Origin of the sequence: Bradyrhizobium sp. A11 (genome assembly GCF_042077125.1) — a bacterium.
In the GTDB taxonomy this organism is placed as follows: Bacteria; Pseudomonadota; Alphaproteobacteria; order Rhizobiales; family Xanthobacteraceae; genus Bradyrhizobium; species Bradyrhizobium japonicum_B.
In genome coordinates, this window is the sequence record NZ_CP149509.1 from 909054 (window position 1) to 932291 (window position 23238).

Here is a 23238-nt window from a genome sequence, read left to right on the forward strand (position 1 = left end):
ATGCTTGAGGTCAAGAACATCAACCTGTTCTACGGCGCAGCCCAGGCGCTGCGCGGCGTCTCGATCTCGGCCGAGCCCGGCAAGGTCACCTGTGTGCTCGGCCGCAACGGCGTCGGCAAGACTTCGCTGCTGCGCGCGATGGTCGGACAATATCCGATCGCCTCGGGCGCGATCATGCTCGACGGCAGTGACATCACCGGCCTGAAGCCCTATGAGCGCGCCCGCAAGGGCATCGGCTTCGTGCCGCAGGGCCGAGAGATTTTCCCGCTGCTGACGGTCGAGGAGAACCTCAAGACCGGCTTCGGCCCGCTCAAGCGCGAGGACAGGCACATTCCGGACGACGTGTTCTCGCTGTTCCCGGTGCTGCAATCGATGCTGGGCCGGCGCGGCGGCGACCTCTCCGGCGGCCAGCAGCAGCAGCTCGCGATCGGCCGAGCGCTGGTGATGCGGCCGAAGCTGCTGCTGCTGGACGAGCCGACCGAAGGCATCCAGCCCTCGATCATCAAGGACATCGGCCGCGCCATCTCGTATCTGCGCAACCTCGGCAACATCGCCATCGTGCTGGTCGAACAATATCTCGACTTTGCCTGCGAACTCGGCGACAGTTTCGCGGTGATGGATCGCGGCGCGGTGAAGTTCACCTGCGACCGCGCAAACCTCGACGCGAGCGAGATCAGCCGCCAGATGGCGCTGTAGACCATTCTGCCGCGACCGGCTGGGGAGACGGATGCGCAGCGACACTTTGGCGACATCTTCTGTGTTCGAGGCCAACCGCGCCCGCGGTGCCGTGCGCTTCGACGTGCACGCCCGCGAGGGGGTGACGCGGCGCGGCGCCTTGCATGAATCCGGCTCCCTCCGTGTCCGCTTTCCCTCGCCGGAGGATCGGGGCCTGTCCGGCGTGTTCGTCAACACGGCCGGCGGCGTTGCCGGCGGCGACAGTTTCGATATCGACGTCACGGCAGGCCAAGGCTCGCGTCTGACCTTGACGACGGCGGCCGCCGAAAAGGTCTATCGCGCACCGGGGCCGGCAGCGCAGCTCAACATCGCTTTGCAGGTCGGCGCAGGGGCGCATCTGTCGTGGCTGCCGCAGGAGACCATCCTGTTCGACCGCGCCCGGGTGCAGCGCCGTTTCGACATCGCGCTCGACGAGGCCGCCTCGCTCCTGCTGTGCGAGATCGTCGTGTTCGGCCGCACCGCCATGGGCGAGCGGATGGAGCAGGGCGAGTTCGTCGATCGCTGGCGGCTGAGGCATGGCGGCAAGCTGGTATTCGCCGAGACGGTCCGGCTCGACGGTAACATCGGCGCCAAGCTCGCGCGATCGGCCATTGCCAAAGGCGGCGCCGCGATCGGTACGGCCCTGATCGTGCCCGGCGACGAGGCCCTGGTCGAGCGCATCCGAGAAGCGTCCGAATCTTTCGCCGGCGAGGTCGGAATTTCGGCCTGGAATGGCTTTGCAATGGCGCGGTTCTGTGCCCAAGATGCGGCGCGTTTGCGCGCCGACATGATGGCTGTGCTGGCGCGCACCGGCGCGGCCCTGCCGCGGCTCTGGCTGAATTGAATGCTGAACTGACGAGTTGAACGGAAGAGATTCTGAATGAACCTGTCTCCCCGCGAAAAGGACAAGCTTCTGATCTCTATGGCGGCGATCGTGGCGCGCCGCAGGCTGGACCGCGGCGTCAAGCTCAACCATCCCGAGGCGATCGCGATCATCTCCGATTTCATCCTGGAAGGGGCGCGCGACGGCCGCACCGTCGCCGAGCTGATGCAATCCGGCGCGCAGGTGCTTACCCGCGATCAGGTGATGCCCGGAATCCCCGAGATGATCCACGACATCCAGGTCGAGGCGACCTTTCCTGACGGGACGAAGCTGGTCACCGTGCACGAGCCGATCCGTTGAGACACGACGCTATAACAACACCGTCATGCCCGGGCTCGGCCGGGGCATCCACGACCTTCGAACCAGGTGGCTCCACGTGGATGGCCGGGACAAGCCCTGCCATGAAGCAGCAGAGCAAGACGAGGTAGCACATGATTCCCGGCGAACGCTTCATCCAGGACGGCGAGATCGAGCTCAATGCCGGCCGCAAGACGGTGACGCTGACGGTGGCCAACACCGGCGACCGCCCGATCCAGGTCGGCTCGCACTACCATTTCTTCGAGACCAACCCCGCGTTGAAGTTCGACCGCAAGAAGGCGCGCGGCATGCGCCTCGACATCGCCGCCGGCACCGCCGTCCGCTTCGAGCCCGGCCAGACCCGCGACGTGCAACTCGTCGCCTTGGCGGGAAAGAAGACCATCTACGGCTTCCGCGGCGATGTGATGGGGAAGCTGTGATCGTAAGCTGAGATGAGTGCCGTGATCTGCAGTGAGGTGGGCACAGCTGTCTCGCTCCCTCCCCCCTTGCGGGGGAGGGCCGGGGAGGGGGGTATGCCACACGACGAGGTCTCTCAATTGCAAAGAACCCGCGCTCGCGAATTGCGGCGCGCGATGACGCGTGCAGAGACGCTGCTCTGGCGTCATCTCAAAGCCCATCGCTTGGCTCGCCTCGGCTTTCGCCGGCAAGCTCCCATGGGCAACTACATCGCCGATTTCGTCGCACATTCCTGCAAGCTCATCGTTGAAATCGACGGTGAAAGCCACGACTTCGAAGAGCGTATCCAGCATGACGAACGGCGCGACGCGTGGTTCGAATCCCGCGGCTATCGGGTGCTTCGCTTCACCAATGACGACGTCATGAAGAACCTGGAGGGCGTGGCTCTTGCCATCCTTCAGGCAGCGGAGCCCGGAGCACCCCCCTCCCTGACCCTCCCCCGCAAGGGGGGAGGGAACGGAGAGAGCGGTGCCTCTGATGACTCGACGGTGGCATGAGCATGTCCCCAATCCGCCTCATCTGCGAAGCTGCCGAGCTGGCCGCGCAGCGCCACAACGGCATGGCGCGCAAGAGGCGCGGCAACGAGCCTTACATCAATCATCTCGCGGAGGTCGCGAACCTGTTGGCGACCGCGACCGACGGCGCCGACGCCGAGCTGGTCGCGGCCGGCTGGCTGCATGATACGATCGAAGACACCGACACCACGCGCAAGGAGCTTGCGCAGCGATTCTCAGAGCGTGTCGCATCGCTCGTCGCCGAATGCACCGATGACATGAACCTACCCAAGGCCGAGCGGCGGCGGCTTCAGGTGATCGAGGCACCGAAGAAATCCCCCGGCGCCAAGCTGATCAAGATTGCCGATAAGATCAGCAATACGGGCGCGCGCATTCAAACCGACCCGAGTGCCGCGGAGCGCGCGGATCTCGCCGACTACGTCGAATGGGCGACGCAAGTCGTGGCGGGGTGCCGCGGCGGCAATGCGTGGCTCGACGAAAGATTCGATGATGCCGTCAAAGCAGCGAGGGCGTTGCTGTGACCACCCAAACATTCAAAAGCAAGCGGGGCTCGTGATGTCCGTCAAGATGAAGCGTTCCGTCTATGCCGACATGTTCGGCCCAACCACCGGCGACAGGGTGCGGCTCGCCGATACCGACCTCATCATCGAGGTCGAGAAGGATTTCACCACCTATGGCGAGGAGGTGAAATTCGGCGGCGGCAAGGTGATCCGCGACGGCATGGGGCAGTCACAGGTCACCAACAAACAGGGCGCGGCCGACACCGTCATCACCAATGCGCTGATCGTCGACCATTGGGGCATCGTCAAGGCCGACGTCGCCATCAAGGACGGCCTGATCGCAGGCATCGGCAAGGCCGGAAATCCCGACATCCAGCCCGGCGTCACCATCATCATCGGCCCGGGCACCGACGTGATCGCGGGCGAAGGAAAGATCCTCACCGCCGGCGGCTTCGACAGTCACATCCATTTCATCTGCCCGCAGCAGATCGAACACGCGCTGATGTCGGGCGTCACCTCGATGCTGGGCGGCGGCACCGGTCCCTCGCACGGCACCTTCGCCACCACCTGCACGCCGGGACCGTGGCATATCGCGCGGATGATCCAGTCGTTCGACGCTTTCCCGGTCAATCTCGGCATCTCCGGCAAGGGCAACGCCTCGCGGCCCGCAGCCCTGGTCGAGATGATCAAGGCCGGCGCCTGCGCGCTCAAGCTGCACGAGGACTGGGGCACGACGCCGGCTGCGATCGACAATTGCCTGTCGGTTGCCGACGCTCACGACATCCAGGTGATGATCCACACCGACACGCTGAACGAATCCGGGTTCGTCGAGGATACCATCAAGGCCTTCAAGGGCCGCACCATCCACGCCTTCCACACCGAAGGCGCCGGCGGTGGTCACGCCCCCGACATCATCAAGGTCGCGGGGCTCAAGAACGTGCTGCCGTCCTCGACCAACCCGACGCGCCCCTTCACCCGCAACACCATCGACGAGCATCTCGACATGCTGATGGTGTGCCACCATCTCGATCCGTCGATCGCGGAAGACCTGGCCTTCGCCGAAAGCCGCATCCGGAAAGAGACCATCGCAGCCGAGGACATCCTGCACGATCTCGGCGCGCTCTCGATGATGTCCTCGGACTCGCAGGCGATGGGCCGCCTTGGCGAGGTCATCATCCGGACCTGGCAGACCGCCGACAAAATGAAGAAGCAGCGCGGGTCCCTGCCGCAGGACAAGGGCAAGGACAACGATAATTTCCGCGTCAAGCGCTACATCGCCAAATACACGATCAATCCGGCGATCGCGCACGGCGTGTCGAAGCTGATCGGCTCGGTGGAGAAGGGCAAGCTCGCCGATCTCGTGCTGTGGTCGCCGGCCTTCTTCGGCGTCAAGCCGGACTGCATCGTCAAGGGCGGCAGCATCGTCGCGGCGCCCATGGGCGATCCCAACGCCTCGATCCCGACGCCGCAGCCGGTGCACTACCAGCCGATGTTCGGCGCCTTCGGCAAGGCGCGCACGGCCTCGTCCGTGGTCTTCACCTCGAAGGCGGCGGTCACGGGCGGTCTGGCGCGAAAGCTCGGCATCGAGAAGAAGCTCTATGCCGTCCAGAACACCCGCGGCAGGATCTCCAAGAAGAGCATGATCCACAACGACGCCACGCCCGACATCGAGGTCGATCCGGAGACCTATGAGGTGCGCGCCGACGGCGAGCTGCTCACCTGTGCACCCGCCGAGGTGCTGCCCATGGCACAGCGTTATTTCATGTACTGAAATAGCGCCTCGACGCATGTCCCCGGCGGGTGTCCGGGGACGCCTTTTTGCGGTTTTGCGTTCGGTCCCGCCTGGTCTAATGTCCGCCCGGTATTGAACCCTAGAAGAAAAGCCGGGAGGATTTCTCGTGATCTATGTCGTCGCCACCTTGACCATCAAGCCCGAAACGCGCGCCGAATTCATTGCAGCGGCCACTGCCTGCATCAAGGAGACGCGGAAGGAGCCCGGCAATATCGCCTACGATCTGCACGAGAGCGTCACCGATCCTGCCAAGATGGTGTTCGTCGAGCAGTGGGAGAACGCCGAGGCGCTGGTGCCGCATCGTGGCATGGAGCATATGAAGACGTTCGGCCGCGTCGCGGTGAAGTGCTTCACGGCGCCGCCGAAGATCGAGGTGATCACGCCCGAGAAGGTCGAGACACGGTAAAGAGGTAGAGCATGATCCGGGCGACGCAGGTCAGGGGACAGCACCGCTTCACGGAAGCGCCGGCGGACACGGTCGTGCTCGATTTCGACGATCGGAACCGTCGCCGCATGGCGATGACGGGCACGCGGGGGCTCGAATTCCTGCTCGACCTCGAGCACGCCACAGCGCTCCGCGGCGGCGATGCGCTGGTGCTCGAGGACGGCCGCCTGGTCGAGGTGGTCGCAGCGCCCGAGCCGCTGCTGGAAATCCGCGGCCGCGATCCGCATCACCTCATTCGTGTCGGCTGGCATCTCGGCAACCGCCATCTGCCGACCCAGATCATGGCGAAGGCCTTGCGCATTCGCCGCGATCACGTCATCGAGGCCATGGTGAAGGGCCTCGGCGCGCGCGTGATCGAGATCGAAGCGCCGTTCGATCCCGAAGGCGGTGCCTATGCAGATGCCGGTCACGCGCATGGTCACGACGACCACGCGCATCACGATCACGGCCATCATCATGATCATGGCCACGATCACCATGATCACCACGGCCATGATCACCACGACCACCATGGTCATGCCTCACATGACCACGGTCACGACCACCACCATCACCACGACGAGCATTGCGACCACCCTGAACACCACGGCCACAAGCATGCTCATGACCACAAATGAACCGATCAGCGCCGGGGGCCTCGACGAGGGCGAGGCGGCGGCGCTGTATCGGCTGATGACCTGGCTGTCGCCGGCATTCCCGGTCGGCGGCTTCTCCTATTCCAGCGGCATCGAATGGGCGGTCGAGGCGGGCGACATCGTCGACACGGCAACGCTGGCCGACTGGCTCGACGCGATGCTCGGTGATGGCTCCGGCTTTTGCGACGCGACGTTCCTGGTCCACGCCTATCGCGCCGCGGAGGCGGATGAGAAGGCCGCTTTGAACGACATCGCCGAACTGGCCGCGGCCTTCGTGCCCTCGCGTGAACGGCAGTTGGAGACGAGCTCGCAAGGCCGTGCATTCATCGACATCGCCCGCGCCGCGTGGGATGCCGACGGGCTGGATGCCATGGTTGCGGCATGCCGCACGCCGATGGTCTATCCTGTCGCCGTCGGCGTCGTCGCGGCTCAGCACGGCGTTCCGCTGGCGCCGACGCTGCACGCGTTCCTGCATGCGCTGGTCTCGAACTGGATTTCCGCGGCCAGCCGTCTCGTCCCGCTCGGCCAGACCGACAGCCAGCGCGTGCTGGTGCGACTGGAAGCCGCCGTGGCTGCGACTGCGAATCGCGCGCTGAACGCGACCTTTGACGACCTCGGCAGCGCGACCTTCCGCGCCGACCTCGCCAGCCTCAGGCACGAGACACAATATACGCGGCTGTTCCGGTCGTGAGCGCGCCGCGCCTTTAACCCTTCGAGAGAGAGCGAGTTGCATGTCGAAATCCCACGGCCCCTTGCGTGTCGGCGTCGGCGGTCCGGTCGGATCGGGCAAGACCCAGCTGATGGACCTGCTCTGCAAGGCCATGCGCGAGCGCTATGACATCGCCGCCATCACCAACGACATTTACACCAAATGGGATGCGGAATTCCTGGTGCGCTCGGGCTCGCTGACGCCGGACCGCATCGCCGGCGTCGAGACCGGCGGCTGCCCGCACACCGCGATCCGCGAGGATGCCTCGATGAATCTGGCTGCTGTCGCGGACATGCGCGCCAAATTTCCCGGGCTCGATCTCGTGCTGATCGAGTCCGGCGGCGACAATCTCGCTGCCACCTTTTCCCCGGAGCTGGCCGACCTCACCATTTACGTGATCGACGTCGCCGCCGGGGACAAGATCCCCTCCAAGGGCGGCCCCGGCATCACCCGGTCCGATCTTCTGGTCATCAACAAGATCGACCTCGCCCCCCATGTCGGCGCCTCCCTGGAGAAGATGGACGTGGACGCCAGGCGCATGCGCGGCGAGCGTCCTTTCGTCATGACTAACCTGAAGAAGAGCCAGGGGCTCGAGCGCATCGTCGGCTTTATCGAGGCCAAGGGCGGCTTGAAACGGGCAGGCTGACGGCGCGACCACTTGGCGTACGCTTATTTCGCCGTTAACCTCGCCGTCGAGCCGCAACGACGGAACAAATTTCGGACACGGCGATTGATTACCTCCGGCGCCCCGGGCAGTCCGTCATGGCCGGACCGGACGGATTAAGCTTTTCAGGCGACCTACGTTGCGTACCGATGTCTCCTCCTTCATTATCTCCGCCACTGGAGTCCATCCTGTTTCGGCACATGGCCGTTCGATCGGCGTTCATATGCTCCCTGTTTGTTGCCGACCTCCTGCATTGGCCTGAGTAGTCGCGTGGTCCGGCTGGGTTTCATCATCGGTTTCATCGCGCTGCTTGGAGCCCTGCTCTCCGGGCTTGCAGCCTATCGCGTCCATGACCAGGAATTGGCGCTGGACCGGATCGCGCTCGCGCGCGCGATCGACGTTCATGCCAGCCTGGTCCAGGACCGGCTCACCGAGCGCGAGTTGCTCGCGCGCGTTGCCTCAGGCCTGTTCCGCAGGCCGTCCGTTATCAATCCGAACATGCTGGAGCCGCTGCGCTCGGCCATCTACGCCTTCAAGACGGATTTCGTCGTGGCCGGCTGGATCGCCCGGCTGAAGCCGGACGAGCTGACCGCGGCGCAGGATGCCATTGCGGGCGCCGGCTTCCCGAATCCGAAAATCCGCAGCTTTGACGACAAGCCGATCAATCCGGCCGAGATCACCTCGCCGATCGACGTGCTGCTGGATCTCGAGCCGCGCAGTGACGAGACCAAGGCCCTGCCGGGCCGCAGTTACGACCAGGACCCGGTTCGCAGCGCCATGCTGACGCGCGCCAGGACCGAGAAGAAGTCTGTGGCTTCGGACCCGGTTCCGCTGTTGCACGCGAACGGGCCCGTGGGCGTCATTGTGGCTGCGCCCGTCATTCCCGAAGGGGCGACCGAGCCGGCCGGTTTCATCACGTTCTCCTACGAGCTGGCCACGCTGATGTTGACCAACGACGACATGTCGTTGTTCTCGGTCGCGCTCAGGGATCCGCGCAAGGAAGGCGGCGAGCTGATCGCCAACGACCAAGGCGTGGTCTCGACGCGCAGCGTGGCGGACGGACCGGCACCGTCGGCGATGCGCACGGTGAGCTTCGGTGGCCGCGATTGGCAGCTCGGCTATTACGCCAAGACCAACTCGATCCGCCGTGCCGAGCAGACCGCGATCATCGTGGCGGCCATCGGCTTTGCGATCACTGCGATGGTGTGCGGCCTGTTCGGCTATGTTGCCTACAACAATCTGCGGCTCAGTCGGGAAATCCAGGTCAGGATCGGCTTCGAGCGCCGGTTGACCGCGGTGATCGACGAGCTCAACCACCGGGTCAAGAACATCCTGGCGGTGATCCAGTCGATCGTGACGCGCACCTTGCGCCATGGCGCGGACATCGACGTCGCCCGCGAGCTCCTGATCGGGCGCATCCACGCCATGTCCAATGTGGTCTCGCTGCTCAGCGAAAGCCAGTGGCAGGGCGTGAAGCTCAAAGGCTTGTTCGAGGCTCGTGCGATCCCGCATGCCGACCGCATCGCCGTCACCGGTCCCGATATCGCGGTCAGCGCGCGCGCGGCGCAGAGCCTGTCGCTGCTGTTCTTCGAGCTCGCCTCGCATTCCGACGAAGGCCTGTCGCTGGTTGGAAAGCATCCGCACATCACCGCGAATTGGACGGTGACGGGCGAGGGGAGCGAGGAGATCTTCAATTTTCGCTGGGAGGAGTTCAACACCAGCGAAGCGACCCGCCGCCCCGATTCCGATTTCGGCTTGATCTTGCTCGACCGTGTCGCCCCCGAGGCGCTCGGCGGCACCGCCAAGCGCTATTTCACCGACGTCTCCTACGTCTATGAGCTCACCGCCCCGATGGAGACGGTGGTCGACATGACCGAACGCGACCGCACGGACAAGATCTCGGCCCCGGTGCGGCCTGCGCGCGGCTAAGCTTTCGGCCGCAAGATCAGATCGACCAGATTGCGCGCGTAGCTGGGCGTGATCGGCGCGATGCCGAAGACGTAGCGGTAGAACAGGCTGCCGTAGATCGCGTCGTAGAGGTCCTCAGCCGGGCCTTCGGCCAGGATGCTGCCGTCGTGCTGGCCCAAAGCGATCATCTCCACCAGCGCGTCGCGACGGAATTGCAGATAGCGGGCGTAGAACAGTTCGGCGGAGCCGGTCTTGGAAATGCATTCGGAGATGACGGCGAGCTGCACCTTGCCGAACTCGCCCTGGAGCGCCTCGGCATAGGCCGCGGCGTGGCGGCGCGCGCGGGCGGCGGGGCTGCCGGAGCTCGCCGGGGGCAGCGGCAGCATCTGCGCCGCATGTCGAAGAAAGGCGTCGATCAGGAGCGCCTCGCGCGATGGCCACCATTTGTAGATCGTCATCTTGGAGACGCCGGAATGGCGGGCGACGGCGTCGATGGTGGTGGCCGCAAGGCCGGTGGACGCCATCAGCGCATAGGCGCTTTCGAGAATGGCGTTGCTGGTCTCGATCGATCGCGGCCGGCCGCGCCGGGGGGCGCTGTCGGCCCCGTCACCCCCGCCATTCGCCGTCACCACGCCCGGTCTCCTCGCGCACCCGCTCTTGCTCCGGGATAGCGCAGCCGCGGCGGCCGGCCTAGGGAAATTGCGCTAAAGCGCGATGCGATCAGGCTGCGCGCCTTTGCGGATCATAGTCTAGGCCCCCCTGCCGCAACGCCTCGGGCAGATCCTGCCACTTCGACCAGGCAACGTAATAGGCCACCGCGGTCATTGCGGCGAATCCGGCGAGGCTCACCACGATCTGCATCGCGACCAGATTGGCGCTGGTGATCAGGATGAGATGCCCGGCAAAGGACAGGAACACTCCGACGCAGAACACGGCAAGCCATTCCTCGCCGCATCTGATGACCGCCTGGAGCGGCTTCAAACTCAGGCCGGGGTGATCGGCCGGAATGAGATGGGTCGCGAGGAAAGCGAGTGCGAGGAAGTGAACCACGCGATAGGGCGCGAGATTTTCTTTGTCGGTCGGCGCGATGCCGGCGAGGAGAAGATCCGGCAAGTAATGGGACAATTGCGGCGAATGGCGCAGCAAGGTGACGGCCATCGCTAAGACCAGATAGGTCCAGGCGAGTATCCGTAGCCAGGGCATGTCGCGTAGCGCGCGCCCCGATGCGCCAGTCACGGCGAACCAGCCTCCGAGCACCATCAGCATCTGCCAGCACAGCGGGTTGAAGGTCCATTCCTGATCCGGATAGACCCGGAAATTCCAGTCGAACCAGCGCGCGGCAAGATACAGCGCGACCGATGCCGCCAGCGTCACGTTCGGCCTCCGCAACAGCCCCCACAGGGCCAAGGGAAAGAAGGCCATCAGCGGGATCATCAATTGCAGGAGATCGAGGTTCAGCGGCTCCTCCTGGAGCACGAGGCCGCGGACCAGGATGCGCAGCGGGTGCTCGAGGATTCCCGAGATGTTGTATTGGTGGATGATTTCCGGCGCCATCGACTGCGAGGCGACGTAGGCGATGGTAGCGATGTAGATCACGAACAGCACGACATAGGCCGCATAGAGCCGCCAGACGCGACGGAAGATGCGCGTTGCAGCGACGAGATTGCCGCGCTCCAGCGCGATCCGGCCGTAGATGACCGCGACGCCATAACCGACCACGAAGACGAACAGGTCGGCGGCGCCGCTGAAACCGAAGTTGCGCAGCGTCAGCAGGTTGACGACGTTGTTCGGGATGTGGTCGACGAAAACCGACCAATTGGCGATGCCGAGCGTCAAATACAACCTGGCGTCATGACGGAATGCGGCAAGGTTTGCCTGGACGGACGGTTTCATTGAGTAAATTAGCTTTGAGAATCAGGGTGACGCTTTTAGCGGCAACCGGCGGCCCGTCCGAGTAGCGTTTGCGTGAGTGATGGTCGGGCGGCTCAAAACGACGCAAGACTAGGCGAATAAATGCCGCCGCGGGCTCGCCTGTCGCGAAATTTTCTTGACGTGGTCCCGTCCTTACTCGGCCGGTTCGGCCGATACCTCGTCGGACATGCCGGCGCGGCTCGCGAGGATGCCGAGGGCGACGCCGCCGATCGCCAGGATCGGCAACAGCCGCTTGACACCGATGGCGCGAACGATCTGCAGCCCGGTGGCGAGCAGCATGGGGTCCGCGAGCATGCTCGAGGCCGCCGCCTTCGCGGCGCGCTCGGCCGCGATCTGGGCTTGCTTGCGCAGCTCGCGCTTGTAGGCCCAGTAGCTCACTGCTGCGGCCAAGGTCAGGAGGAAGAAAACGCCGGCCCCCGCGAGGCAGGCTTGCACCGGACCGTAACTGTTGAGCACGGAGATGAATGCCGCCGCGCACAGGAAGCACGTGGTGATGAACAGCGCGAACGCCGCGCCCGCGGCCAGGGAGGTCAGCCGCACGGTCGTGCCGGTGGATGCGCTGATCCCGTCGATGATGCGCTGAAACATGGCCTTGCTCCTCAAATCCCCCACAGCCTGTCCGTCCACAAGCCGGCATCGGCGGCGCGGTAACGCCGCCGTTCCATGCCAGCTCGCGTGTTACCGGCGCCAGGCGGCCCCGATCAGGAAGCCGATCCCGAGCGCGAGTCCGACGGTCGCAAGCGGCCGCTGCGTGATCGCGTCTTCGAGCGTCTCCTCGATCGATCCATAGGCCTCCTGGGCCGCGCCCATCATCGCACTGCCGCGCTCCGACATGTCGTCCATCGCGGTGTCGACATTCTCGCGCGCCTGGCGGTAGCCGCGGCGGGCCTGCTTGCTGGTGGAATTGGCAAAGGTATTGAGCGCGTCGGTGATCTGGTCGGTCAGGGCGGCGATATCGCTTTTCACGGCTGCTACATCCTTTTCGAGGCGTTCTCTGGTGGCTTTGTCGGTCCAGTCTTTCATCCCGGCTTCGGCACTGGTCGTGGACATCGGGAGCTCCGAACTGTTGACGGCTGCGATAGCCGGAAAACGTTTCGTCACCGGGGAAGTTCCGTTCATGGAAACCGGTCAGTCTCGCGGCAGCTGCGGCGAATCCGCCGGCAACAGGTGCTCCTTGAGGATCAGCGCCACGATCAGGAGCGGCGACGACAGGAACGCGCCCATCGGACCCCACATCCAGGTCCAGAATGCCAGCGCAAGCAGGACTGCAAGGGCATTCAGCGCGAGCCGCCTGCCGATGATGGTCGGGGTGATGAAGTGCCCTTCCAGAAAGGTGAGACCGCCGAAGGCCAGGGCCGCCATCAGGCCGCCGCCGATGGTCGGAAAGGCAACCAACCCGACCACGACCAGCACGACGAACATGGCCACCGGCCCGATGATCGGGATGAAGTTGAGCGTTGCTGCGAGCGCACCCAGCCCGGCCGGATTGGGCATGCCGGTGAGCGCGCAGATGAGACCGGTGGCGACGCCGACGCCGACGTTGATGAGCGTCACCGTCAGCAGATAATTGCCGAGATGCTCCTCGATCTCGTTGAGAATCCGCAGCGTACGAAGCCGTGCGTCGTGATCGCCGAAGTTCATGATCATGGCGCGCCGCAGGTCGCGCCAGCTGGCGATGAACAGGATCAGGGTGACGAAGAACAGCAGGAATTCGGTGAAGGTCGGTGACAGGAATTCCAGCGTCGGCTGCACCCACTCGACCTTCGGCATGTGGATGCTCGGCAATCCTTCGGAGCCGCCGAGCATGGCTTGCGTCTCCCGCCACAGCGAAAGCGGCCGGTCGAACACGTGCAGCTTGTCCTTCAGTCGCGCGCCGAGCTCCGGCAGGCGCGTGCTCCACTCGATTGCCGGCGAGGCGATCAGCGCTACGACGAAGGCGACCACGGCGGTCCCGGCAGCCACGATCAGAACGGCACCGACCGCACGCGGGACCTTGTACCGCTCCAGGAAGCCCGCCGCCGGCGACAGCATGGTGCCGGTGACAAAGGCCATCACCACAGGCAGGAAGAAAGCCCTTCCGACGTAGAGCACGGTGACGACGGCAATCAGCAATAGGCCGGCGAGCGCAAAGGCGACGAACTCCGTGCGGCGGATCACCGGCGGCAGCTCGGCACGGCTGTCGGGAAGCGGGTCGCCTGCGCTGTTGCCGGGAATCAAACTCTCGCTCGGAAGGACGCGCACAATCTCTCTCCCGCACGGAAGCCTCGCACCGCGCGCCCATTGGTGACGGATAATGCGCGAGCCGGACCGCGGTTCCATCGCGGCTTCGTGAAGTGCTGCTCGCTTGACTGTGACAGGGATGCCGCGCGCCGTGTCGGAACTTGAATCGCCCCCGCGGAGTTCATGGGACAGCGCATCACCCTGATGCACACATCCCACGGGGCAGCACATGACAAAGTTCTCTGCAGTCCGTCGCAGCTCGTCGCCGCGCGTCGTTACCGCATTCGCCTTCGCAACGCTCCTGCTCGGGGTGCCGTTCGGCGGCGCGAGCGCGCAGACGGTCGGCTACAGCCCGATGCAGCCGCAATCCTACCCGCAGGATCAAGGTTACTCGCAGGGCTACGTCAACGAGGCGCCGCAGGCGGCTGACGACGAAGATGCCCAGCTGCCCGATCGCCTGCGCAGGCAGATCGTCGGCTTCGACCGTAGCGAGCCCGCCGGCACCATCGTGATCGACACCAACAACACCTATCTCTACTACGTGCTCGGCAACGGCCGCGCCATTCGCTACGGCGTCGGCGTCGGCCGCGAAGGCTTTACCTGGTCCGGCGTGCAGAGCGTCAGCCGCAAGGCGGAGTGGCCGGACTGGCACCCGCCGGCCGAGATGATCGCGCGTCAGCCCTATCTGCCGCGCTTCGTCGCCGGCGGCCCCGGCAACCCGCTTGGCGCGCGGGCGATGTATCTCGGCTCCAGCCAATACCGCATCCACGGCACCAACGATCCCTCCACGATCGGCAAGTTCGTCTCCTCCGGCTGCATCCGCATGACCAACGAGGACGTCGTCGACCTGTTCGGGCGCGTCAATGTCGGCGCCAAGGTCGTGGTGCTGCCGAAGAATGCGCCGCTGATGGCCAGGGACGGCGACCCCGTGCGCAAGCGTCCGGCCGTGACGACGCTGCCTTCGGGCAGGCACGCGCTGAATATCTCGGCGTCCTCGGCCGTGAACTAGGGTTTGAGTGAGGTGACATGAGCAGAGGTATGAACGGCAAGCTGGCTGCCGGTCTGGCAATCCTGGTGGTTGCTGTCGGCGGCGTGGCGCAGACACCGTCGGCGCATGCCGAGGATTTCTTCTCGGCCCTGTTCGGCGGCTTCCGGCGGCCGCCGCCCGAGATCCGAATGCCCTTCCCCAACGACGACATGCCACGGTATGAAGCGCCGCGCCAGCGCGCCGCCTATGGTGGCGGCACGGCCTATTGCGTGCGCGGTTGCGATGGCCGCTACTTCCCGGCGCAAGGCAATGATGCCGAGAGCAAGGCGCAATCCTGCAAGAGCTTCTGCCCGGCGTCCGAGACCTCGCTGGTCTATGGCGGCAACATCGACGACGCCACCACCGACAAGGGAAAATCCTATTCCGAATTGCCCAATGCCTACCGCTATCGCAACGAGATCGTCTCCGGCTGTACCTGCAACGGCAAGGATTCCGTCGGGCTGGCGCAGGTCAAGGTCGAGGACGATCCGACGCTGCGCAAGGGCGACATCGTCGCCGGCGCCGATGGTCTTGTGGTTGCCAGCCGCAATGCCAACGACCGCCGCGGCGGCGTCGCGATGAACTTCTCGCCGCTGCCGGATTCGGTGCGCGCCAGATTCCGCCAGGTGCCGGTTGTGGCGAAGGAGTAGGCGGAGCACATATTTGCTAGAAATGGCAATGGGTTGCAGTACTGGAACCAGCGCAACCGTCAGGCGTTAGGATAGCGGTCGCAATTTGCATGAAGGGGGTCCCGCGATGCTGGTGGGCGTGCTCGTCACTTTTCTCGTCGTCATTCTCGTCCTTTATCTCATCAACATGCTGCCGATGGATGGTCGCGCCAAGCAGATCGCGCGCGTGATCGTCATCATCATCGGCATCGTGTCCTTGTTGAAATATCTCGCAGTGTTCTAGCCAGGGTACGGGCTACACATCAAAACAAAAGCCCCGGCGTGAGCCGGGGCTTTTTTGCGTCCGCTTCAATGCAGCCCTTTGAGCCAGTCGTCGACGTCCTGCCGAACCTGGTCCTTGGCCTTGCCGTAGCGCTCCTGGAGCCGGCCCTCGAGCTGCTCGCGCCGACCCTCGATCAATTGGAGGTCGTCGTCGGTGAGCTTGGCCCATTTCTCCTTGGCCGAGCCCTTGAATTGCTTCCAGTTTCCTTCGATCCGATTCCAGTCCATGACCATCTCCCGTTGGTTGATGGCCTGACAACGCGGTCCACGGTGCAGCCGTTCCGCGGCCCGCCGCGGCGTTTCGCCCACAAAAAAGCCCCGGCGTAAGCCGGGGCCTTTGAAGCTCTCTGGCGGAGCTCAGCCCGCCGCCTTCGCTTCGCGGCGGCGCGCGGTGAGGATGTATTCGGTGTAGCCGTTCGGCTGCTCGCGCCCCTTGAAGATGAGATCGCATGCGGCCTTGAAGGCGACGCCGTCGAAGGCGGGCGCCATCGGCCTGTAGATCGGATCGCCTGCGTTCTGCTTGTCGACGACGACTGCCATGCGCTTCAGCGATTCCATCACCTGCGCCTCGGTGATGACGCCCTGGTGCAGCCAGTTGGCGAGATGCTGGCTGGAGATGCGCAAGGTGGCGCGGTCCTCCATCAGGCCGACGTCGTGGATGTCGGGGACCTTGGAGCAGCCGACGCCCTGGTCGATCCAGCGCACGACGTAACCGAGAATGCCCTGGCAGTTGTTGTCGATCTCCTGCTTGACGTCGTCGGGCGCCCAGTTCGACTTCGACACCGGAATGGTGAGGATGTCCGAGAGCTTGGCGCGTGGCCCGCCCTTGGCGAGCTCCTCTTGCCGCGCGGTCACGTTGACCTGGTGGTAGTGCAGCGCGTGCAGCGTCGCCGCGGTCGGCGAGGGCACCCAGGCGGTGGTGGCGCCGGCCTGCGGATGGCCAAGCTTCTGCGCCAGCATGTCCGCCATCTTGTCGGGCGCGGCCCACATGCCCTTGCCGATCTGGGCGTGGCCGGGCAGGCCGCAGGTCAGGCCCATGTCGACGTTCCAGTCCTCATAGGACTTGATCCAGGCCTGCGCCTTCATCTCGTTCTTGCGGATCATCGGGCCCGCTTCCATCGAGGTGTGGATCTCATCGCCAGTGCGGTCGAGGAAGCCGGTGTTGATGAACATGATGCGCTTGGAGGCGCGCTGGATGCAGGCCTTGAGGTTGACCGTGGTGCGCCGCTCCTCGTCCATGATGCCGACCTTGAGCGTGTTCTCGGGCAGGCCCAGCATCTTCTCGACGCGGTCGAAGATCTCGCAGGTCAGCGACACCTCGTCCGGGCCGTGCATCTTCGGCTTGACGATATAGGCCGAGCCGGTGCGGCTGTTCTTGACCTTGGAATTGCCCTTGAGGTCGTGGATGGCGAGCAGGCCGGAGACGGCGGCATCGAGCAGCCCTTCGGGAATCTCCTCGCCCTTCTCGTCCAGCACCGCGTCGGTGAACATGTGGTGACCGCAATTGCGCATCAACAGCAGGCTGCGGCCGTGCAGCTTGAGCTCACCCTTGCCGTCGGGTGTCTTGTAGAGGCGGTCGGCGTTGAGCGAGCGCGTCAGCGTCTTGCCGCCCTTCTCGAAGTCGGCCGACAGCGTGCCGTTCATCAGGCCCAGCGTGTTGCGGTAGACCAGCACCTTGTCCTCGGCATCGACCGCGGCAACCGAGTCCTCCATGTCGAGGATGGTTGAGACGGCGGCCTCCATGATCATGTCGGCGACGCCGGCCGGATCGTCCTTGCCGATCGCGCTGCTGCGGTCGATCTTGACCTCGACATGCAGGCCGTTGTTGACGAGCAGCACCGCGCTCGGGGAAGCCGCATCGCCCTGGAAGCCGGCGAACTGCGCGGCGTTCTTCAGCGCGGTGGCGTTGCCGCTCTTCAGCTTCACCGCGAGCTGGCCCGCGACGACACTGTAGGCGGTGACGTCGGTGTGGCTGCCGGTTGCGAGCGGCACGGCGGCATCGAGGAACGCCTTGGCCTTGGCGATCACCTTGTCGCCGCGCGCCTTGTTGTAGCCCTTGCCGCTTTCGGACGGATCGTGCGGGATCGCGTCGGTGCCGTAGAAGGCGTCATAGAGCGAGCCCCAGCGCGCGTTTGCCGCGTTCAGCGCGTAGCGCGCATTGGTCAGCGGCACGACGAGCTGCGGGCCGCAGATCTTGCCGATCTCCTCGTCGACATTGGCGGTCTCGACCTTCTGGGTCGCCGGCTCCGGGACGAGATAGCCGATCTCCTTCAGGAAGGCGGTATAGGCGTTGAGGTCGAACGCCTTGCCCTTGTTGGCACGGTGCCAGTCGTCGATCTTGGCCTGCAGCGTGTCGCGGAAAGCCAGCAGCGCACGGTTCTTCGGCCCCAGGTCCCTGACGATGGCCGCAACCCCGGCCCAGAACACATCCGGTGCGATCCCCGTTTTCGGGGTCGCTTCCTTGGCGATGAAATCAAACAGGACTGGGGCGATCTTCAATCCGTGGGCGTCGACGCGTTTCATGATGGGCTTTCTTGTTGGAAATGGCTGTTTTTGGCTGCTTTTGACCCGACAGCAGCAAAATGCGCCCACTAGGGGCGGCTTTCGGGGCCCTATTAGCCCCAAAACCAGGGCGGTGAGAAGACCTCCATAAGTTGTCAAAATGTCAAGCAGAGGTGGGGAGAGGCAGGCGCAGCTGTCGTCCCCGCGCACGGGGACCCATAACCCCAAGGAGGAGTTTGGCGAAGATTCGTCGTTCGAGACGGCGATCGAGCTCTATGGATGGATCACGCGGTATGGGTCCCGGCGTTCGCCGGGACGACACCATTGGTGCGGCGCCGGCTGCGCCTTCAAATATTCGCCGCGAGGTCCACGGCCTCGTCGAAAAGCACGCCTGATGTCTTCAGCATGCGCTCGATCTCGTCGGCGGCCTCGGCGACCGTCCGTGTCGAGGTGTCGATCACGAGCTCGGCCGCCTGCGGCGCTTCGTAGTCGTTGCCGATGCCGGTGAACGAGGCCAGCGCGCCGGCGCGCGCCTTCTTGTAGTGGCCCTTGGGATCGCGCTCCTCGCATATTTCGGCAGGCGTCGCGACGTGGATCTCGCGGAAGACGGTGTCGGCGATGCGGCGCGCACTCGCGCGGTCCTCGCGGGCCGGCGAGACGGCGGCGACGATGGCGATATGGCCGTTGCGGGCGAGATGCGTCGCGACTTCGGCGAGGCGGCGGATGTTCTCGCTGCGGTCAGCGGCGGAGAAGCCGAGATCGCTGTTGAGGCCGGCGCGCAGCGTGTCGCCGTCGAGGAGGATCGGCGAGCCGCCGTTGCTGAACAGCCGCCGCTCCAATGCCTTGGCGAGCGTCGATTTGCCGGAAGCGGGCAGGCCGGTGAGCCAGACCACGGCACCGTTGTGCCGATAGCGCGCGGAGCGCTCGTCGGGACGCAGGGCCGATTCCACCGGTACGATGTCGACGGGCACGGCGCGCTGGCCGGCATCGACCGACAGTACCAGGCCGCCGCCGGCGATGCGTCCGGACACCTCGATCACGAGCCGGCCGGTGCGCGGATTCTCGGTGTAGGGATCGGTGGCAATCGGATTCGAAAGAGAGATATCGATCTCGCCGACATGGTTGCGGCCGATCGCCTTGTTCTCGCTGCTTTTGAGCTCGCCCGGATCGACCGCCTTCTCGATCGCCACCACGGTGGCGCGGCTTTCCTTCGGTCCGCAACGAACCAGCAGCTGGTCGCCCTTGGCGAGCGGCTTGTCATGCAGCCAGAAGATGCGTGCACGCAAGCGCCGCGTCTCGCGCGGAGCGCTGCCGGCATGCGCGACGATGTCGCCGCGCTCGAGGAACAATTCGCGGTCGAGCGTGATGCCGACCGAACGGCCGGCACCTTGCCGCCCCGCGACCGGCGTCGCCGGCCAGCTCTCGACCGTCCTGATCCGGGCGATCTTGCCGGCGGGCATGATCACGATCTCGTCGCCGGCCTTGAGGCTGCCGGACTCGATGCGGCCCGCCACGATGCGGCGATCGTCGAACTTGTAGATCGCCTGCACCGGCAGCCGCAGCGCCAGCGCTTCCAGCGCCCGCGCCGGCTCGAGCCTGTCAAGTGCCTCGACCACGGTTGGACCCTTGTACCAGCCGATCCGGCCGGTCCGCTCGGCGACACCGTCGCCGTCGCGGGCGGAAATCGGAATCACGGCCGTGGGCGTCACGCCGAGGCCGCTCAGATGCGCGGAAATCTCGTCGCTGATCTCCTTGAAGCGATCGGCGGAGAAATCGACGCGGTCCATCTTGTTGACGACGATCGCGACCTGCTTCACGCCGAGCAGATGCAGCAGGTAACCGTGCCGCCGTGTCTGATCGCGCACGCCTTCGAGCGCGTCGATGATCAGCACCGCGCCGTCGGCCTGCGAGGCGCCGGTGATCATGTTGCGCAGGAATTCGGCGTGGCCCGGCGCGTCGATCAGCACGATGTCGCGCGAATTGGTGCGGAAGCGGATCTGCGTGGTGTCGATGGTGATGCCCTGGTCGCGCTCGGTCTGCAGCGCATCGAGCAGGAACGACCATTCGAACGGCATGCCGCGCCGCGCGCTGACGGCTTTCAGCATGTCCAGCTTGCCGTCGGGGAGGCTGCCGGTCTCGTGCAGGAGGCGGCCGACCAGCGTCGACTTGCCGTGGTCGACATGGCCGACGATGACGATGCGCACTTGCGGACGGGTGGTGCCGTTCGGGGTCGCAGGCGAAGCGGGGGTGACGAGCATGTTCATGACCGCGATGCGTCCTTGGGGTCAGAGATAGCCGGCGACACGAAGGCGCTCGAAGGCGTCCTCGGTCTCGTGGTCGAGCGCGCGCCCCGAGCGCTCCGGGACCTTGGTCTGCTCGAGCTCGATCAAGATCTCGTCGATGGTCGACGCCGTCGAATTCACGGGGTTGGTGATGTCCTGATCGCCCAGCGAGCGGTAGCGCTTGCCGTCTTTCGCCAGATAGAGCGGGATGATCGGGATGTTCTCCCGCTTGGTGTAGGCCCAGATATCGGCCTCGGTCCAATGCAGGATCGGATGGATGCGCAAATGCGCGCCTTGCGGCGGCGAGGCATTGAAATGATCCCAGAACTCGGGCGGCTGGTCGCGCACGTCCCAATTGCCTTCAAGGCCGCGCGGCGAGAACACGCGTTCCTTGGCGCGGGTCGCTTCCTCGTCGCGGCGGATGCCGGCGATCAGACCGTCGAAGCCATACTTGGCGAGCGCCATCTTGAGGCCTTCGGTCTTGCGCGCGGCGGAGCGGGCGGCCGGCGGCAATGTCGGATCGACGGCATCGATGGGCGGGCAGGGCTCGACGCGCAGATCGAGGTCCCACTCTTTGCCGTAATGATCGCGGAAGCGGTACATCTCGGGAAACTTCTTGCCGGTGTCGACATGAAGGGCCGGGAACGGCATCTTGCCGAAGAACGCTTTGCGCGCCAGCCAGATCATGACGTTGGAATCTTTGCCGAGCGACCACAGCAGCGCGATCTTCTTCAGCCGGGCGAAGGCCTCGCGGAAGATGTAGATGCTCTGCGCCTCGAGTTGGTCGAGATGGTCCATGCTCGGCGCAACATCGGCAGAAAATTCTTGCGAGCCCGGGCGTGCGAGGGGGGCTCTGCTGCTCACTCCGACCGAAGCGGAATCGTCCTTGAGAAGATGCATCTCTGCCACTTTGCGTTTGGAGGCGAAAATTCTATAGTTGCGATGCAGAAGAGAAGAAAAAATTTTCTCTTTGCGCGCTCGAAACGACACATATATAGAAAATAATTCCAGTCAACCCCGGAAGTGGGGGAAGCGAGTATCGTATGCGGTTCTTGCCGGTATTCCTCGATCTCAAGGCCGGTCCGGTGGTTCTCATCGGCGCGGGCGAGCTTTTGCGCGCCAAGCTGCGCGTGCTTGCTGCGGCCGGCGCGCGCATCCGTGTGCACGCGATCGACGACAATCAGGATCTCGGTCTCGGCGCTGAGGACGCGGCGCGTATCGAAGTCCGGACGGGCGATCCGCTCACCGCCGATCTCGCGGGCGTCATCGCCGTCGTCTGCGCAGGCGCCGGCGATGTCGGGGTGGCGATGTCAATTCGCGCCAAGGCGCTTGGGCTCCCCGTCAACGTCATGGACGATCTCGAGCATTCCAGCTTCATCTTTCCGGCGATCGTCGATCGCGGCGACGTCGTGGTCGCGGTCGGCACCGGCGGCACATCCCCGGTCGTGGCACGGCGCGTGCGCGAGAAGATCGAAGCGCTGCTGCCGGCGCGTATCGGCGAACTCGCCGAGTTCATCGGCAGCTTCCGCAAATCCATCAATGAACGCATCGCCGAGTTTCCGCTGCGCCGCCGCTTCTGGGAGCGGGTGATCGACGGTCCGATCGGTGCCGCCGTGCTCGCCGGCCGCAAGGCGGACGCAGACGCCGCGCTCAAGGCCATTTCAGATCCCACCGACTTCGCGCGCGCGGACAAGCCGCAAGGCTCGGTCGCGCTGGTCGGCGCCGGTCCCGGCGATCCCGATCTTCTCACCATCAAGGCGCTGCGCGCGTTGCAGGACGCCGACATCGTCTTCCATGACGAGCTGGTCTCGGGCGAAATCCTCGACCGCATCCGCCGCGACACCACGCGCGTTGCGGTCGGCCGCCGCGTCGGCAAGCCCGGCATCGGCCAGGACGCCATCAACAAGCGCATGATCGAGGCCGCGCAAGCCGGCCAGCGCGTGGTGCGGCTGAAGGGCGGCGATCCCTTCGTGTTCGGGCGCGGCGGCGAAGAGATCGAAGCGCTGCGCGCCGCAGGCGTTCCCTATTCGATCGTTCCCGGCATCACCGCAGGCCTCGGCGGCGCCGCCGATTTCGAGGTGCCGCTTACCTACCGTCATGAAGCAACCCGCATCACCTTCCTCACGGCGCACGAGGCGCGCGATGCGGAAGCGGTGGACTGGTCGGCGCTGACCGACACCAGGATGACCGTCGTCGTCTACATGGGCGTGTCCGCGGCAGCTACCGTGCGCGCGGGCCTGCTCGCTGCGGGCCGTTCGCCGGAGACGCCGGTCGGCGTGTTCGCCCGCGTCACGCGCCCCGACGCGCAAGGCGCGATCGGCACGCTTCGCGAACTTCCCGAGCTCGCACGGCGGGCCAATGGCGGTCCGGCCATTCTCATCATCGGCGAGGTGGTCCGGCATGCCGGTTCGCTTCGCCGCCAGACACCCACCCAAATCATCTCTGACCTATTGGATGCAGCCGAATGACCTCTCCGCTCGAACAGAAGAAGATCAAGATCGCCGGCCCCTCGATCGTGACCGCCAACCGCACCTGGGACGGCATCGTGGTGTACCGCACCACCGCCAAGAGCTGGTCCGCGGACCTCTCGGAAGCCGCGATCGTGCGCAACTCCGACGAGGCCAAGGCGTTGCTTGCGGAGTCCATCGCCGATGACGTCGGCGCGATCGGCCCCTATATCGCCCCGGTGCAGGTCGGCGCGGACGGCAAGATCGAACCCGGTAATCTGCGCGAACAGATTCGTCGCACCGGTGTGACCATCGGACAGTCGGCCCAGGCTTAAGGCA

At 65.1% G+C, this 23238-nt stretch carries 26 protein-coding genes; 17 read left to right on the forward strand and 9 right to left on the reverse strand.

The window, feature by feature from the left end; all coding sequences use genetic code 11:
- From urtE to WI560_RS04245, 12 genes are all read left to right on the forward strand, one after another.
- A complete protein-coding gene (gene urtE, locus WI560_RS04190; protein ID WP_375307004.1) occupies positions 1-696 on the forward strand; it encodes an urea ABC transporter ATP-binding subunit UrtE in 696 nt (231 codons plus the stop codon).
- A gap of 31 nt (positions 697-727) precedes the next feature.
- Complete coding sequence (locus WI560_RS04195) at positions 728-1558, forward strand: urease accessory protein UreD (protein ID WP_375307005.1); 831 nt, start codon at positions 728-730, stop codon at positions 1556-1558.
- A gap of 36 nt (positions 1559-1594) precedes the next feature.
- Positions 1595-1897, forward strand: coding sequence for an urease subunit gamma (locus WI560_RS04200; RefSeq protein WP_007605424.1), 303 nt, complete (start codon positions 1595-1597; stop codon positions 1895-1897).
- A gap of 131 nt (positions 1898-2028) precedes the next feature.
- Positions 2029-2334 (forward strand): urease subunit beta, encoded by a 306-nt coding sequence (locus WI560_RS04205; RefSeq protein ID WP_232953702.1) that lies wholly within the window; start codon positions 2029-2031, stop codon positions 2332-2334.
- Between the two features lie 93 nt (positions 2335-2427).
- Positions 2428-2868 (forward strand): endonuclease domain-containing protein, encoded by a 441-nt coding sequence (locus WI560_RS04210; protein ID WP_375307006.1) that lies wholly within the window; start codon positions 2428-2430, stop codon positions 2866-2868.
- Positions 2865-3407 carry an HD domain-containing protein gene (locus WI560_RS04215; RefSeq protein ID WP_375307007.1) on the forward strand — a complete coding sequence of 181 codons (543 nt, stop codon included), beginning with the start codon at positions 2865-2867 and terminating at the stop codon, positions 3405-3407. The genes WI560_RS04210 and WI560_RS04215 overlap by 4 nt, the downstream gene beginning before the upstream one ends.
- 34 nt (positions 3408-3441) lie before the next feature.
- The gene (ureC, locus tag WI560_RS04220; protein WP_375307008.1) at positions 3442-5157 is read left to right on the forward strand and encodes an urease subunit alpha; all 1716 of its coding nucleotides are present in this window, start codon (positions 3442-3444) and stop codon (positions 5155-5157) included.
- 127 nt (positions 5158-5284) lie between these two features.
- Positions 5285-5584, forward strand: a complete 300-nt coding sequence (locus WI560_RS04225) for a putative quinol monooxygenase (RefSeq protein WP_018318764.1) — start codon at positions 5285-5287, stop codon at positions 5582-5584.
- Between the two features lie 11 nt (positions 5585-5595).
- Entirely contained in the window at positions 5596-6240 is a 645-nt protein-coding gene (ureE, locus tag WI560_RS04230; protein WP_375307009.1) for an urease accessory protein UreE, read from the forward strand.
- On the forward strand, positions 6221-6949 hold the full coding sequence (locus WI560_RS04235; protein WP_375308768.1) for an urease accessory protein UreF: 729 nt from the start codon (positions 6221-6223) through the stop codon (positions 6947-6949). The genes ureE and WI560_RS04235 overlap by 20 nt, the downstream gene beginning before the upstream one ends.
- Before the next feature lie 40 nt (positions 6950-6989).
- Positions 6990-7613 (forward strand): urease accessory protein UreG, encoded by a 624-nt coding sequence (gene ureG / locus WI560_RS04240; RefSeq protein WP_375307010.1) that lies wholly within the window; start codon positions 6990-6992, stop codon positions 7611-7613.
- A gap of 288 nt (positions 7614-7901) precedes the next feature.
- Positions 7902-9560 (forward strand): HWE histidine kinase domain-containing protein, encoded by a 1659-nt coding sequence (locus tag WI560_RS04245; protein ID WP_375307011.1) that lies wholly within the window; start codon positions 7902-7904, stop codon positions 9558-9560.
- Here WI560_RS04245 and WI560_RS04250 read toward each other — a convergent pair.
- The 5 genes from WI560_RS04250 to WI560_RS04270 form a co-directional block, all read right to left on the reverse strand.
- Positions 9557-10171, reverse strand: coding sequence for a TetR/AcrR family transcriptional regulator (locus WI560_RS04250; RefSeq protein WP_375307012.1), 615 nt, complete (start codon positions 10169-10171; stop codon positions 9557-9559). The genes WI560_RS04245 and WI560_RS04250 overlap by 4 nt on opposite strands.
- 88 nt (positions 10172-10259) lie before the next feature.
- Positions 10260-11432, reverse strand: a complete 1173-nt coding sequence (locus tag WI560_RS04255) for an OpgC domain-containing protein (RefSeq protein ID WP_375307013.1) — start codon at positions 11430-11432, stop codon at positions 10260-10262.
- A gap of 171 nt (positions 11433-11603) precedes the next feature.
- Entirely contained in the window at positions 11604-12059 is a 456-nt protein-coding gene (locus WI560_RS04260) for a hypothetical protein (RefSeq protein WP_375307014.1), read from the reverse strand.
- Positions 12060-12149: 90 nt separating this feature from the next.
- Positions 12150-12521 (reverse strand): YqjD family protein, encoded by a 372-nt coding sequence (locus tag WI560_RS04265; RefSeq protein WP_028138509.1) that lies wholly within the window; start codon positions 12519-12521, stop codon positions 12150-12152.
- Positions 12522-12599: 78 nt separating this feature from the next.
- Complete coding sequence (locus WI560_RS04270; RefSeq protein ID WP_375307015.1) at positions 12600-13712, reverse strand: AI-2E family transporter; 1113 nt, start codon at positions 13710-13712, stop codon at positions 12600-12602.
- A gap of 208 nt (positions 13713-13920) precedes the next feature.
- Between WI560_RS04270 and WI560_RS04275 the strand changes: the two genes are divergently transcribed.
- The 3 genes from WI560_RS04275 to WI560_RS04285 all read left to right on the forward strand — a co-directional run bounded on the left by WI560_RS04275 (position 13921) and on the right by WI560_RS04285 (position 15630).
- A complete protein-coding gene (locus WI560_RS04275) occupies positions 13921-14700 on the forward strand; it encodes a L,D-transpeptidase (protein WP_375307016.1) in 780 nt (259 codons plus the stop codon).
- 17 nt (positions 14701-14717) lie between these two features.
- Positions 14718-15368, forward strand: a complete 651-nt coding sequence (locus WI560_RS04280) for a DUF2865 domain-containing protein (protein WP_375307017.1) — start codon at positions 14718-14720, stop codon at positions 15366-15368.
- Between the two features lie 106 nt (positions 15369-15474).
- Positions 15475-15630, forward strand: a complete 156-nt coding sequence (locus WI560_RS04285) for a Thivi_2564 family membrane protein (RefSeq protein WP_008546817.1) — start codon at positions 15475-15477, stop codon at positions 15628-15630.
- 65 nt (positions 15631-15695) lie between these two features.
- On the opposite strand, the gene WI560_RS04290 is transcribed toward WI560_RS04285, so the two are convergent.
- The 4 genes from WI560_RS04290 to cysD form a co-directional block, all read right to left on the reverse strand.
- On the reverse strand, positions 15696-15896 hold the full coding sequence (locus WI560_RS04290; protein WP_061880957.1) for a CsbD family protein: 201 nt from the start codon (positions 15894-15896) through the stop codon (positions 15696-15698).
- 129 nt (positions 15897-16025) lie between these two features.
- The gene (locus WI560_RS04295) at positions 16026-18191 is read right to left on the reverse strand and encodes a malate synthase G (protein WP_375307018.1); all 2166 of its coding nucleotides are present in this window, start codon (positions 18189-18191) and stop codon (positions 16026-16028) included.
- A 326-nt stretch (positions 18192-18517) separates the two neighbouring features.
- A complete protein-coding gene (gene cysC, locus WI560_RS04300) occupies positions 18518-20434 on the reverse strand; it encodes an adenylyl-sulfate kinase (protein ID WP_375307019.1) in 1917 nt (638 codons plus the stop codon).
- Positions 20435-20455: 21 nt separating this feature from the next.
- Positions 20456-21250, reverse strand: a complete 795-nt coding sequence (cysD, locus tag WI560_RS04305; protein ID WP_028138502.1) for a sulfate adenylyltransferase subunit CysD — start codon at positions 21248-21250, stop codon at positions 20456-20458.
- A gap of 245 nt (positions 21251-21495) precedes the next feature.
- Here cysD and cysG point away from each other — a divergent pair, with 245 nt between their 5' ends.
- Positions 21496-22920: a siroheme synthase CysG gene (gene cysG, locus WI560_RS04310; protein WP_375307020.1), complete on the forward strand. Its 1425-nt coding sequence runs from the start codon at positions 21496-21498 to the stop codon at positions 22918-22920.
- Complete coding sequence (locus WI560_RS04315) at positions 22917-23234, forward strand: DUF2849 domain-containing protein (RefSeq protein ID WP_257176653.1); 318 nt, start codon at positions 22917-22919, stop codon at positions 23232-23234. Before cysG ends, WI560_RS04315 begins: the two co-directional genes overlap by 4 nt.
- Positions 23235-23238 lie beyond the last annotated feature (4 nt).

What these genes read in the sequence shown, in the direction of transcription:
- WI560_RS04195 (WP_375307005.1), top strand. Translation starts at nt 728, where the DNA reads ATGCGCAGCGACACTTTGGCGACATCTTCTGTGTTCGAGGCCAACCGC.
- WI560_RS04210 (WP_375307006.1), top strand. Translation starts at nt 2,428, where the DNA reads ATGCCACACGACGAGGTCTCTCAATTGCAAAGAACCCGCGCTCGCGAA.
- WI560_RS04235 (WP_375308768.1), top strand. Translation starts at nt 6,221, where the DNA reads ATGCTCATGACCACAAATGAACCGATCAGCGCCGGGGGCCTCGACGAG.
- WI560_RS04255 (WP_375307013.1), bottom strand. Translation starts at nt 11,432, where the DNA reads ATGAAACCGTCCGTCCAGGCAAACCTTGCCGCATTCCGTCATGACGCC.
- WI560_RS04260 (WP_375307014.1), bottom strand. Translation starts at nt 12,059, where the DNA reads ATGTTTCAGCGCATCATCGACGGGATCAGCGCATCCACCGGCACGACC.
- cysG (WP_375307020.1), top strand. Translation starts at nt 21,496, where the DNA reads ATGCGGTTCTTGCCGGTATTCCTCGATCTCAAGGCCGGTCCGGTGGTT.
- cysD (WP_028138502.1), bottom strand. Translation starts at nt 21,250, where the DNA reads ATGGACCATCTCGACCAACTCGAGGCGCAGAGCATCTACATCTTCCGC.
- cysC (WP_375307019.1), bottom strand. Translation starts at nt 20,434, where the DNA reads ATGAACATGCTCGTCACCCCCGCTTCGCCTGCGACCCCGAACGGCACC.
- WI560_RS04275 (WP_375307016.1), top strand. Translation starts at nt 13,921, where the DNA reads ATGACAAAGTTCTCTGCAGTCCGTCGCAGCTCGTCGCCGCGCGTCGTT.
- WI560_RS04280 (WP_375307017.1), top strand. Translation starts at nt 14,718, where the DNA reads ATGAGCAGAGGTATGAACGGCAAGCTGGCTGCCGGTCTGGCAATCCTG.
- WI560_RS04215 (WP_375307007.1), top strand. Translation starts at nt 2,865, where the DNA reads ATGAGCATGTCCCCAATCCGCCTCATCTGCGAAGCTGCCGAGCTGGCC.
- WI560_RS04265 (WP_028138509.1), bottom strand. Translation starts at nt 12,521, where the DNA reads ATGTCCACGACCAGTGCCGAAGCCGGGATGAAAGACTGGACCGACAAA.
- WI560_RS04205 (WP_232953702.1), top strand. Translation starts at nt 2,029, where the DNA reads ATGATTCCCGGCGAACGCTTCATCCAGGACGGCGAGATCGAGCTCAAT.
- ureC (WP_375307008.1), top strand. Translation starts at nt 3,442, where the DNA reads ATGTCCGTCAAGATGAAGCGTTCCGTCTATGCCGACATGTTCGGCCCA.
- ureG (WP_375307010.1), top strand. Translation starts at nt 6,990, where the DNA reads ATGTCGAAATCCCACGGCCCCTTGCGTGTCGGCGTCGGCGGTCCGGTC.
- WI560_RS04295 (WP_375307018.1), bottom strand. Translation starts at nt 18,191, where the DNA reads ATGAAACGCGTCGACGCCCACGGATTGAAGATCGCCCCAGTCCTGTTT.
- WI560_RS04285 (WP_008546817.1), top strand. Translation starts at nt 15,475, where the DNA reads ATGCTGGTGGGCGTGCTCGTCACTTTTCTCGTCGTCATTCTCGTCCTT.
- WI560_RS04200 (WP_007605424.1), top strand. Translation starts at nt 1,595, where the DNA reads ATGAACCTGTCTCCCCGCGAAAAGGACAAGCTTCTGATCTCTATGGCG.
- WI560_RS04315 (WP_257176653.1), top strand. Translation starts at nt 22,917, where the DNA reads ATGACCTCTCCGCTCGAACAGAAGAAGATCAAGATCGCCGGCCCCTCG.
- urtE (WP_375307004.1), top strand. Translation starts at nt 1, where the DNA reads ATGCTTGAGGTCAAGAACATCAACCTGTTCTACGGCGCAGCCCAGGCG.
- ureE (WP_375307009.1), top strand. Translation starts at nt 5,596, where the DNA reads ATGATCCGGGCGACGCAGGTCAGGGGACAGCACCGCTTCACGGAAGCG.
- WI560_RS04290 (WP_061880957.1), bottom strand. Translation starts at nt 15,896, where the DNA reads ATGGACTGGAATCGGATCGAAGGAAACTGGAAGCAATTCAAGGGCTCG.